Consider the following 12625-nt stretch of genomic DNA (forward strand, 5'->3'; position numbering starts at 1 on the left):
CTTATGGCATTATTATGGCTTGTCCTTGTTGGAGGCATTGTCGTTGTTATACATGGTGTGTGGTTTGGACGACCTGCACTGCGAAAACTCAAGTACAGCAGACAATTCAGCAAGCTGCGTTGTTACGCTGGAGATGAACTTGAGATGGTGGAGACGATATCGAATGAGAAACGAGTCTCCGTACCGTGGCTCAGACTTGAATCGATGATGCCAGTGTCGTTTGTATTTCGTTCCGGCTCAGGTATGGATATTAGTCAAGGCGAAATCTATCAGAACCATAAGAGTATTTTTACGTTAAAACCGTTTACTCGTATTACGCGCAAGCATCCTTTTACATGTACTCAGCGTGGGATTTATCCATTAAATACAGCAACGATGACAGGTGGGGATCTCTTTGGTGTGTGGCGTTCCACCAAACCAATTCCTTTGCAAATGTCTATGATCGTGTACCCTTCATTAGTGAATGCAGAGGATCTTCCTGCAATTTATCAGGTATGGCAGGGAGAAGTGGAAGTATCACGATGGATCGTTGAAGATCCTTTCTTGATCCTGGGTGTTCGGCCTTATGGTGCAGGCGACCCCATGAATCGTATTCACTGGAAAGCGAGTGCACGTACAGGTGAATTACAAGTCTACAAACAGGGATGGACGGCTGATCCGCAATCCTGGATTGTAGTCAATATTCAGGAATCTGCAGATATGTGGAGTGTTGTTACTCGACCGGAAAAGATTGAACGGGCACTTCGTTACGCTGCCACGGCTGCAGTGGATGCCATCGGGAGAGGGTTGCCGGCAGGCTTCGCCCATAATGGTTATCATGTGGGTGGAGGCCGCGATACACTTCGGATTGAACCGGATTATGGCACGCCCCATCTGGAACGGTTACTGGAAGCTATGGCTGAGACAGAGTTGAAATGCATGGTGCCCATGGAGCAATTCCTGAATGATGAAGTACGTCTGAATGAAGAAGCACAGCAAATCCGCAGCTATCTGCTGATTACATCCTATGTATCTGCCGCTATGGAGCACGAGATTGCACGTCTGCACGAACAAGGACATCGTGTAACGATTCTCCCGGTAGAGGACGTGAAGGGTAATACGAAGGCGGTGAGTGCATGAGGAACAGACCGGTAGCGACGACCACAGGACTCATAGCAATGCTTGCCGTCTTGATGGCTGGCATATACCTTTTTCCGATATTTACGCTTGCTTCATTCTACGCAATGGAACATTTGCCGTACACATTATTCATCCTGGTTGTTTTTGCAGGTTGGTTGGGACAGTTCATTCAGCATAAAATTCCAGGTTTTAGCGAGAAAAGTACACTCATTCGTGGACTAGCGGCACTCGTCATAGGATTTCTCTTCGCACTCGTTGTTGGGATGGGCCTTATTCTCCCGTTGCCGGATATCATCACATTGGTACTGTGTGGAGTCATCTCGGCTTATGCAGGTCTGACCTTCCAGCCAGTCTTTCATTCTGTGTTGTTATGGCGCTTGCAGATTATGGGTGTAATCAGTGCAATCGTGCTTATGATTGCTTCGAATTCGTTGGAATTCATGCAGCCGATACGAACCTATAACCTATGGATCTATATTGCGGGAGTGATCAGCTTTGCTTTTTGGCTGGTTGGACGATATATGCTGCAACTGGATCAGGCAATACTCAATGACGGCAAGAGAAGATTGGTATTAAGAGATTTTGCACGTGCGAATCATCAGCGGTTCATGTGGATGTTTATTGTTATCGTCGCGATTGGTGCTTTCCCAAGTCTGGCTGCCTGGCTGGGACCGCTACGTGATCGCTTGCTCGCATGGATCAGGGGATGGTTTGGTCCGATTTCCGGCGAGGAGCCACGATTACCAATGGACAACCCCAATCAGCAGTTAAATATACCGAATGACTGGAGAGAGCCGCCATCCGAGCCCTCAGTCTTCTGGAACATCCTTGGATGGGTAGTGATGTGTGCTGTAGCAGGAGTAATTCTGTGGCTGCTTCTGAGGTTGGGACAAAAAACGATAAACAGACTTATGGACCGATTCAAGGGGATGTTACAACCAGGTGAAAAGAAGGCAGAACCACGGACGGAGTATATCGATGTCAGTGAGACGCTTGATGCGCCAGCAAAAGTCCGAAAGAATTGGTTTCGCAAGAAAGAGGCGCCACCTGCACAGGATGCTGAACGTGTTCGGTATTACTATCGGACTTGGATTGAAAGAGCAGCTCATCGAGGCGTGGAAATACAGGGAACGCATACTCCGCTGGAGGCTGCACAGACCATTATTCAGAATGGTGTGAAGGTAGAAGAAGATGAGCTGTCTGCGAGACTGCCAGATACGTATAATGCCGTTCGTTATGGAGAGAAAGCTCCCGATCGTTCCCATATGGTTGAGATTGACCGAATCTGGAGATCTTATCGAAGTAAATAAGTCCGGAATCCCTTTACTTTTCTTGTCACGTTCAAGTATCATGAGAGGAATACACAAGTTGGTCAGAAAAGGAGCAGACATTAATGAAGACAAATCATTGCAAAATTGTAGATTGTACGATCCGTGATGGCGGATTGGTGAATAATTGGGACTTTAGCGTGGACTTTGTTCAACAGCTATATGCTGGATTGAATGAAGCTGGCGTTGATTATATGGAAATTGGATATAAGAACTCTCCGAAGTTGCTTAAAGGTGCTGAGGAAGCAGGACCATGGCGTTTCCTGAACGATGATTTCCTGCGTAAAGTTATTCCTCAAAAAGGAAATACCAAACTGTCTGCACTGGTTGACGTTGGACGTGTGGACGAAAATGATATCTTGCCTCGCAGTGAGAGCATGCTGGATCTGATCCGGGTTGCCTGCTACAGCAAAGATGTAGACAAGGCACTTGCACTGGTTCAAACATTCCATGATCGTGGATATGAAACTACACTTAATATTATGGCACTCTCCAATGTTATGGAGAATGAATTGCTGGAAGCATTTGAATTGATCAAAGAAAGCGCTGTGGATGTTGTTTACATTGTAGACTCCTACGGTAGCTTGGACCATAATGATGTGAAATATCTGGTAGAGAAGTTCAAGACTCACTTGCCTAACAAACGTCTTGGTGTTCACACACATAATAATATGCAACTTGCGTTTTCTAACACATTGGTTGCGGCAGAACTTGGCGTCGAACTGCTTGATGCTTCTGTGTATGGTATGGGCCGTGCTGCTGGAAACTGTCCAACCGAATTGCTCGTAGCTCATCTGAAAGGAACAAAATACAATCTGCGTCCAGTACTTGGTGTATTGGAACAGTTGATGGTTCCACTCAGAGAAAAAGAAGAATGGGGTTACATTCTGCCTTACATGATTACAGGCGCGTTGGACGAGCATCCACGTTCAGCAATGGCGATTCGCTCATCGGAAGACAAGGATAAGGTTGTTGATTTCTATGATAAATTAACAACACCAGAAGTGAATTTTGATAAGTAATATAGTCTGAAATACAGTTGTAAAATAGGAAAACATGGACTCTAACTGGAGATCCATGTTTTTTTAGTTCTTAATGCCTTGTTTTTCTCTATATTTGTGAATAAATATTCCTAGGAGTAACTATTTTTTAGTTCACGTATACAAAATTAAATGTTATTATGTACCAGATAGCATGTGTATGCATGTGAATTGAACGTTGGTTAATATGTTTTTTGTCGAATCATGTAGTAAGTTGTTGAGTTTGGTTAATGTAATTCAGGATAGGTGATCCCGGGAAGGAAAACACGGCATGAAGGTTAATCTGCAAGATCAGAGAAAAATAAGTTGGGTCGCTGTGAGCGGCTTATTATGTTTCCTCGCAAGTCAATGGTTTCGTTCTTCTTCAAGCTCTGATCTGATCATATCGGGTTACCCGGTTTTGACACTCTTGGGTGGATTTGCTGCGGTAGCGGCTTGTATCGGCATCTATAATCAAAGCTGGTTGTTTCGGACACAGAAGCTAACGCTTCGGAGGACATTATTGACAACACTCTTTTTATTGATTGGTCTGTTTGAACTGGTTCATATCGTTTCATTTGCAGAAGAGATTCCAAATGGAGCCATGATGGAATCGGAGTTCTCCTTAATGATGTCAACCATGGGATCTTTGGTATGTTCTGTAGGTTTACTGCTCGTGTATACCTTAAATGAGAAAGAATTTGCATTACCACGCAAATTCTTACTTTTAAGTGGGACATTGGGTACCTTTGTTATTTTGTACATACTGGCTATTCAGGAATGGAGCATGTTGCCGAGTATGCTTGATGGGGAAGTGCTTGGTGGTATCTTCACTCGAGTTCATCTTATGGTTGGATTGCTCTATGGCATTATTGCAGTTCTTTTGTTTGTACAATGGAAAAAAACCAAAGACGGTGATCTACCAACCATTCTATGTGGCATTCTGTGTTTCTTTTTTGGTGAATGTTATTTTGTTTCAGCAACTGGGGTGAACGATCTCAATCTGTTATTAGGATTGCTGAGTAATTGTATGGCGTATTTTTTCATTCAAAAAGGGCTGTATACGTCCGTAGTGGACACACCTTTCCTGCAACAGCAGGTCGCGGAAGCCAAGATGAACTATATTGCTCATCATGATGATGTAACGGGACTTCCAAACCGTCGTCGCCTTTCACAGCAGCTGAAAAAGATGATGGATGATGCCGTGGTGCAGGAACAGCTTGTTGGTGTATTGGTCCTGAATATTAATCGGTTCAAAACCATTAATGATTCGCTTGGACAGCAAGCGGCTAACCGTGTTTTGCGTCAGGTAGGTCAACGACTGAAACAATTGTCCCTTCCAGGAGAAGAAGTCTTTGGATTGGGAAGAGATGAGTTTGCATTAACGATGACAGATTTCAGTTCAACCGATACAGCGTTGCGTCGGACAAGATCCATTTTGCAACTTTTTGAGAAGCCCGTCTTGGTTGATGGCAATGAGTATCATCTGACACTTGGAATTGGGATGGCCATTTTCCCACATGATGGGGAGTCACCACTGGAGATTATTCAAAATGCCGATACGGCTTTGCACAGTGCAAAGGAACAAGGAATGGAACTGAATCGTTTTGCCCATGCGATGCAGATGAAGGCACAGGAGCGTTTGCAGCTTGAGAATGATCTGCGCAAGGCGTTGGATCGAGGTCAGTTCTACCTGGTCTACCAGCCGCAGGTTAATCTGCAAAGTGGGCTAATCGTTGGCATGGAAGCCTTGGTGCGTTGGCAGCATCCGCAGCGGGGCTCGGTATCTCCGGCGGACTTTATTCCTCTGGCAGAAGAGAGTGGGCTCATTGTGCCACTTGGCGAATGGGTGCTTCGTGAAGCGTGTGCACAGAACAAACAGTGGCAGGAAGCCGGTTATCGTAAACTGTGTGTTTCGGTGAATCTGTCGATGAGACAATTCAGGCATTCCCATTTGTTGGACAATATCAATGGCATTCTCAAAGAGACGGGACTAGAGCCTGTATGGCTTGAACTGGAGATTACAGAGAGCATGACATTTGATAAAGACCGGTCATTCGAACAATTGCGCAAAATCAAAGAAATTGGTGTGCATATCAGTATTGATGATTTTGGAACGGGATACAGCTCGTTGCACTATCTGAAGGATCTGCCAATTGATCGGCTTAAGATTGACCGTTCATTTGTGAATGAAGTCATGGAGGACAGCAATAACGCCGCGATCGTATCTACCATCACTTCAATGGCGCATCATTTACAACTGAAAGTCACAGCTGAGGGCGTGGAGAACGAAGATCAGATGGTCTTTCTTCGCAATCAACACTGTCACGAGGCTCAGGGTTATTTCTTCAGCAAACCGATTAAAGCCGCTGAATTTGAAAAGCAATTTTTGAGAGATGTGGATAAGCCTACAGGCTAGGGAACAGCGGGGGCGCGAGGGTGCTCCTGCTTTTTTTGATGGATGCGTAATGAAAAAAATGGGAAATATGACTTGCATGCTATAGAGGATCATGGTATATTATTATTTGTAAAATCACTGTTAAATTCCTAAGGAACTTAACAATAAATCTTCAATCATGCGGGTGTAGTTCAATGGTAGAACTTTAGCCTTCCAAGCTAATAGCGTGGGTTCGATTCCCATCACCCGCTTAATGAAGCAGTACCGGAGCCCTTGCGATGCAGGGGCTTTTTTCTATTACCTTAAAAGAAATCCCGTGGTAACGGCGATCAGAAGATTGTTCTGTTTTCGGAGTGGCCAGTAAGTAAGTATTCTTTAGTTTAATTTATATACCCTTTGCTTTTTTACAATGATCTGGTACAATAACGGAGAAATTGATACTACACATGAATGAGAGGTAACCATACGTCCCATGAAGTAAAACACATGAATTTAACCCCAGTTAACTGCAGACGGTTTTATGACGCAGTCAGCCAGAGCGGCTGAGCAATGAGGGGATTCGTGTGTCCAAATTCAGCTATGGGAAAAGGTATGGAGCAAGTAAGCCATTGAGGTTTACGTGTACCCTGTATTTTGGGTTTCTTTGTTCATGCCGTAGCTTACCTTAGATCTGTCTTTGAATGCTTGATCCAATCCTGAATTGCCAAACCGCCGGCTGATGCCAGCGGTTTTTTTTGTTCGGCAAAAAGGATGCAGGAAGGATGAGGCCTCATGATGACATTGGTACGCTTACATGAAGTATCAAAAGAATGGAACGGTATTGAATTGTTTACAGGATTGAATTTGGAGATTAATGAGGGCGAACGACTCGCCATTTTGGGTCGCAACGGATGCGGCAAGACAACGTTGTTACGCATCATTTTGGGTGAGGAGCATGGTGGTGGACGGATTGAACGTCATATCCCTCAGCAGGAATGGGGGTTCATGCGCCAGCGCTCGGAAATTGAGACCGGGATGAATGTACTGGATGCGGTCCGTCGTGAGAGCGGTCAGATCTATGAAGTGAAACGGAACTTGGAAGAACTGGAACAACGTTTGAGCATGAGCACTGAAGCGGATGAAGAGCTGCTTGCAGCTTATACACAAGTGATGGAGCAATATGAACAGTTGAACGGTTATATGTGGGAGACTGAGGTAGAGAAAGTACTGACTCGCCTTGGATTATCCGCAGAGCATTGGAACAGACCCTATCATTCCTTGAGCGGTGGACAAAAAACAAAGGCTCGTTTGGCGGGGCTGCTTGTCAGCAAACCCAAATTCCTGATCCTGGATGAACCGACGAATCATCTGGATGAGGGAAGCATGCGCTGGCTGGAAGAGTGGTTATCCTCATATGAAGGTACGCTGTTATTTGTATCACATGATCGTACGTTTATTGATCAGGTAGCAACAGGAGTCATTGAGTTCAGTCCAGATGCCCTGACCAAATACAAGGGCGGATACTCCGACTACAAGATCCACAAAGAGCGTGAATTACGCGAACAGGAAACGATCTACCGCAGGCAGGAATTGGAACGTAAGGCGCTGGAAGAAACGATTCGAAATTATCAGGAATGGTTCCATAAAGCGCATAATTCGGCGACTGATGTGGAGGTGAAGATCACCCAGAGCTTCTACAAGGCCAAAGCCAACAAAAATATTTCACGTTACCATGCGAAACAAAAACAGCTGGAGCGTTTGGAGCGGGAACGGGTGGATAAACCTCGTGAAGCTGCAAAGTTGAACATGGAATTACAGATGAATCCACTGGCTGCACGCCAGCTGCTTGCGCTGGAAGAGGTGAGTTTTTCATATACGGGAGACAAATCATTGCTGCGCAATCTTCGAATTACTGTGGAACGCGGAGATCGGCTTGCTGTACGAGGTCCTAATGGAACCGGCAAGACAACACTGCTGAAGTTGATGATTGGTGAACTGGAACCTTCGCAAGGCAAGGTCACACGGCATCCACAGCTGAAAATCGGTTACTTTTCACAGGAGCTGGAAGGGCTTCCCGAGAACCTGACGCTGCTGGACAGCTTGCTTACCCTTCCATCCATGACACAAAGTGCGGCACGTACCATTCTGGGATGTTTCCTATTTTCCAGAGATGATGTATTCAAGCGCATTGGGGATTTGAGCATGGGGGAAAAGTGCAGAGTGGCATTTTTGAGACTGTACTTTGGCGGAGCCAATCTGCTGGTGCTGGACGAACCAACGAACTATCTGGACATTGATACCCAGGAAGTCATGGAGAATGTATTAAAACAGGCTTCAGGTGCTTTGGTGCTTGTATCCCATGACCGGATGCTGACGAAGTCACTCGCGAATCGGTTATGCGATCTGGAGGCTGGTGGCACAGCAACTCTGTTTGAAGGAGGAGTGTCGGATTGGGAGCAGTCCAACAAACTTCGGGAGGTGGCGCTGGAGACCCGGGAATCCGATGACGAGCGGTTACGATTGGAGATGCGCCTATCCGAATTGCTGTCTCCTGTAAGCACTGCTGGGAAAGACAGTCTGACACAGCCCGAGCATTCGAATGAGCGAGCAGTCGAGGCAGCTGAGATTCGCGAAATCCAGCAGCGCCTGAAACAATTGAAAGATAAGGGTGCAAGCATAAATTAGAACATGGACGGCTTGCTATTTCGATCTATTTTGCATATAATTATGAACGATCATCGATGATTACATCGATATGGGTAAACTAAGCAAACGTGATGATGGAGATAAGTAAGCAGTGCCTCTGGACAGGGAGGAAACGCCGTAGATTGAGAGCGTTTCTGTAGAACAAGGCTGCCGAAATTCACTCCGAAGCGGTTCCCTGAACCTGTTTGTGTGCAGACACAGAGGCAACAGTAGGGGCAAACGGTTAACGGTCGTTATTCCGTACAAAGTGAGACAGAACCAGTTGCAGGCCAGAAGGGCCACGCAGCAATGGATGTCTAACAAGGGTGGTACCACGGTCTTTTCGTCCCTTCAGGGGAGAGAAGGCCTTTTTTTGTTGCAAAAACACCACAAAAAGGGGGCAATTACACATGAAAGAACGTTTAGAGGCATTGAAGATCGAAGCGCTGGAGCAGTTGTCTGGTGTGAATGATCCGCAGACGCTCAGTGATCTGCGTGTGAAGTATTTGGGGAAAAAGGGTGCATTAACTGAAATTTTGCGTGGTATGGGTGCACTTAGTGCGGAGGAACGTCCAGTTATTGGTCAAGTAGCCAATGATGTTCGGGCTGCCATTGAGGAAGTCATCGATAGCAAGCAGGATCAGTTCCAGAAGGAAGAGACGGCGAAGCGTCTGCAATCCGAGAAAATTGATGTGACTCTGCCAGGACGTCGTGGACGTCAAGGCGGACTGCATCCACTGACCAAAGTGGTACAGGAGATTGAAGATATTTTCATTGGTATGGGATACCGTGTTGCGGAAGGTCCTGAAGTCGAAATGGATTATTACAACTTTGAAGCATTGAATCTGCCGAAGAATCACCCGGCGCGCGATATGCAGGATTCTTTCTATGTTACCGAAGACTTGTTGATGCGTACCCATACATCTCCGGTTCAAGTACGTACCATGCAGAGCATGAAGGGCGAAGTGCCTGTCAAAGTCATCTGCCCAGGTAAAGTATACCGCCGTGATGATGACGATGCGACACACTCTTTCCAATTCAACCAGGTTGAAGGATTGGTCATTAGCGAAAACATTCGTATGAGCGATCTGAAAGGAACCCTACTGCAATTCGTACGCGAAATGTTCGGTTCCCACACAGAAATTCGTCTGCGCCCAAGTTTCTTCCCATTCACAGAGCCAAGTGCGGAAGTGGATGTAACTTGTGTACAATGTGGCGGCAGCGGCTGTCGCGTATGTAAGCAAACAGGCTGGCTTGAAATTTTGGGCGGCGGTATGGTTCACCCGAAAGTACTGGAAATGGGTGGATATGATCCGGAGAAATACAGTGGTTTTGCATTTGGTATGGGCGTAGAGCGTATCGCGATGCTGAAGTATGGTGTCGATGATATCCGTCACTTCTACAATAGCGATCTGACCTTCCTGAAGCAATTTGGACGGCTGTAACTTTAAGTCAAGAAAGATTAACCATATAGAGCAAGCGAATGAACCGGGAACACCAATTTATAGATGAAGGAAGTGAACGTCCATGAGAGTATCGACAGATTGGCTGTCTGATTATATTTCCCTTGAAGGTGTGACGCCACAGGAATTGGCGGAGAAAATCACCCGTGCGGGTGTCGAAATTGATGTAGTGGAGAACCGCAACAAGGGCGTCAATAAAGTTGTTGTAGGTTATGTGAAGAGCAAGGAGAAACACCCCGATGCAGACAAACTGAATGTATGTGTCATCGATGCTGGTCAGGAAGAAGATCTGCAGATCGTGTGTGGTGCGAAAAATGTGGATGCAGGCCAAAAAGTAGTCGTAGCCCTGGTTGGAGCAAAGCTCCCTGGTGGATTGGATATCAAAAAAGCCAAACTGCGCGGTGTTGTATCCCTTGGCATGATCTGTTCCGCCAAAGAGCTGGGCATGAACGACAAATTGTTGCCGAAAGATCAGCAGGAAGGTATTCTCGTTCTGCCGGAACAAACGGAGGTTGGCACGCCAATCAGCCAGGTTCTTGGTCTCGACGATCATGTGCTTGAACTGGACCTGACACCGAACCGTTCCGACTGTCTCAGCATGCGTGGTGCAGCTTATGAAGTGGGTGCCATTCTGGGTCGTGAAGTGAAGCTGCCAAGTCCCAAAGACCAACTGGTTGAAATTGGTGATGCAGCCGTGAATCATATCTCTGTAGAGATCAAGGCACAGGAGCAATGCATTCACTATGCAGCTCGTTATGTAACTGGCATTAAGCTGGGTGCTTCCCCGCTGTGGATGCAAAACCGTCTCATGGCGGCAGGTGTTCGCCCAATCAATAACATCGTTGATATCACGAACTATGTCATGCTGGAATACGGTCAACCGCTACATGCATTCGATGCGGATAAGCTGGAAAAGGGCCATATTGAAGTGCGGATGGCCAACGAAGGCGAAACGATTGTTACGCTGGATGGACAGGAGCGCAAGCTGGAGCCGCACATGTTGCTCATCACGGACGGCGTGAAACCTGTAGCCATCGCTGGGGTTATGGGTGGCGAGAATTCCGAGGTATCGGAAGGCACGGTGAATCTGTTGCTGGAATCCGCCAAGTTCGATGGCGGAACCGTTCGGAAAACGTCGCGCCAACTGGGGCTGCGTTCCGAAGCAAGCATGCGTTTTGAGAAGGAAGTAGACCCGGGTGCGGTGATTACGGCTTTGGATCGTGCGGCTGAACTGATTCAGCGTTATGCTGAAGGTGAAGTGCACCAGGGAATCGTGGAAGCTGGAGCAGAGGCTGCGGAGAAACGTGTAATTCAATTGTCGCTGGACAGACTGAATCGTTATCTGGGAACTGATCTGTCTTTGCTTGAGGTAAAAACGATCTTCGCTCGCTTGCACTTTGCATGTGGTGATGCTGATCAAGGATTGCTGGATGTGGAAGTGCCAACACGCAGAGGGGATATTACGCTTGATGTAGACTTGTTTGAAGAGATTGCACGCCTGTACGGATACGACAACATTCCAACCACATGGATTGAAGGGCCGACGACTCCAGGGGCATATACACGCTCTCAAGCAATGCGCCGCACGATTCGTGGATTGCTCTCAGGCAGTGGCTGGCAGGAAATGATCAGTTACTCCTTTGTACACCCGGATAAAGCGACTCTGTTCCCAGCGTTGACACAAGGCAGTAAAGCCGTGAAACTCGCGATGCCTATGAGCGAGGACCGTAGTGTGCTTCGTACGAGCATTTTGCCGCAAATGCTGGATGCAGCGGTGTATAACATGAACCGTAAACAGGATTCACTGGCTGTATTTGAAGTGGGCAATGTGTTCTTCACTGAAGAAGATCAGTTGACCAAGCAACCACATGAGATTCCGGTACTGGGCTTGTTGCTCACTGGTAATCGTGCAAGCCAGCAGTGGAATGTTGGAGCGGAGAAAGTAGACTTCTTCGATCTGAAAGGTGCTCTTGAGCATCTGTTCGCCTATGTGGGGCTTGAACAACGCATTCGCTTGGTAGCAAACAGCCCTGAAGGATTCCATCCGGGACGTTCCGCATCGGTTTACCTGGAAGGTAAGGATGGCGGGGAAGGCACATTGATCGGTACATTGGGTCAATTGCATCCGGAACTGCAACAGCAGTATGATCTGAATGATGTGTACATCGCAGAGATTGCACTTGAATCGATCTACAATGAAGCAGACGCTGACATTCGTTATCGTGAACTTCCGCGTTTCCCAGCCATGGAACGTGATATTGCGGTTGTTGTGAATGAGGATATTGTAGCGGGAGATATGCTGCGCACCATTCGTGAATCGGCGGGTGAATTGTTACAAACTGTACAGGTGTTCGATGTGTTTACTGGTAGTAAACTGGGTGAAAACAAGAAAAGCGTGGCGATGGCACTGGTATACCGGAATCGTGAACGTACACTGACCGATGAGGAAGTTACTGAAGTTCATGCCCGTGTAGTGGCTCGTCTGGAAGAGCAATTCGGAGCGGAATTGCGTAAATAGGACAAAAGAAGATTTTTTGAACAAAGATTAGCAGGAATTGTTTGAAGTCACATCGAATCCTTAGCATTAGAGGATCGATGTGACTTTTTTGTGATTACAGCTTAGAATCAACATAC

General features: G+C 46.6%; 7 protein-coding genes and 1 tRNA gene. All 8 read left to right on the forward strand.

What is annotated here, in order from left to right; translation table 11 throughout:
• The first annotated feature begins 3 nt into the window (after nt 1-3).
• The 8 genes from EL84_RS15080 to pheT all read left to right on the forward strand — a co-directional run bounded on the left by EL84_RS15080 (nt 4) and on the right by pheT (nt 12509).
• Entirely contained in the window at nt 4-1119 is a 1116-nt protein-coding gene (locus tag EL84_RS15080) for a DUF58 domain-containing protein (RefSeq protein ID WP_047842250.1), read from the forward strand.
• A complete protein-coding gene (locus EL84_RS15085) occupies nt 1116-2429 on the forward strand; it encodes a DUF4129 domain-containing protein (RefSeq protein ID WP_047842251.1) in 1314 nt (437 codons plus the stop codon). Before EL84_RS15080 ends, EL84_RS15085 begins: the two co-directional genes overlap by 4 nt.
• An 83-nt stretch (nt 2430-2512) precedes the next feature.
• Complete coding sequence (locus EL84_RS15090; protein WP_047842252.1) at nt 2513-3469, forward strand: aldolase catalytic domain-containing protein; 957 nt, start codon at nt 2513-2515, stop codon at nt 3467-3469.
• Nucleotides 3470-3758: 289 nt separating this feature from the next.
• On the forward strand, nt 3759-5885 hold the full coding sequence (locus tag EL84_RS15095; protein WP_047842253.1) for an EAL domain-containing protein: 2127 nt from the start codon (nt 3759-3761) through the stop codon (nt 5883-5885).
• A gap of 159 nt (nt 5886-6044) precedes the next feature.
• A tRNA-Gly gene (locus tag EL84_RS15100) sits at nt 6045-6115 on the forward strand.
• Nucleotides 6116-6635: 520 nt separating this feature from the next.
• Nucleotides 6636-8528 carry a ribosomal protection-like ABC-F family protein gene (gene abc-f / locus EL84_RS15105; protein WP_047842254.1) on the forward strand — a complete coding sequence of 631 codons (1893 nt, stop codon included), beginning with the start codon at nt 6636-6638 and terminating at the stop codon, nt 8526-8528.
• 410 nt (nt 8529-8938) lie between these two features.
• A complete protein-coding gene (gene pheS, locus EL84_RS15110) occupies nt 8939-9973 on the forward strand; it encodes a phenylalanine--tRNA ligase subunit alpha (protein WP_047842255.1) in 1035 nt (344 codons plus the stop codon).
• Between the two features lie 82 nt (nt 9974-10055).
• On the forward strand, nt 10056-12509 hold the full coding sequence (gene pheT / locus EL84_RS15115; protein WP_047842256.1) for a phenylalanine--tRNA ligase subunit beta: 2454 nt from the start codon (nt 10056-10058) through the stop codon (nt 12507-12509).
• Nucleotides 12510-12625: the final 116 nt, after the last annotated feature.

The sequence above is a fragment of the Paenibacillus sp. VT-400 genome, from assembly GCF_001029205.1.
GTDB lineage: Bacteria > Bacillota > Bacilli > Paenibacillales > Paenibacillaceae > Paenibacillus > Paenibacillus amylolyticus.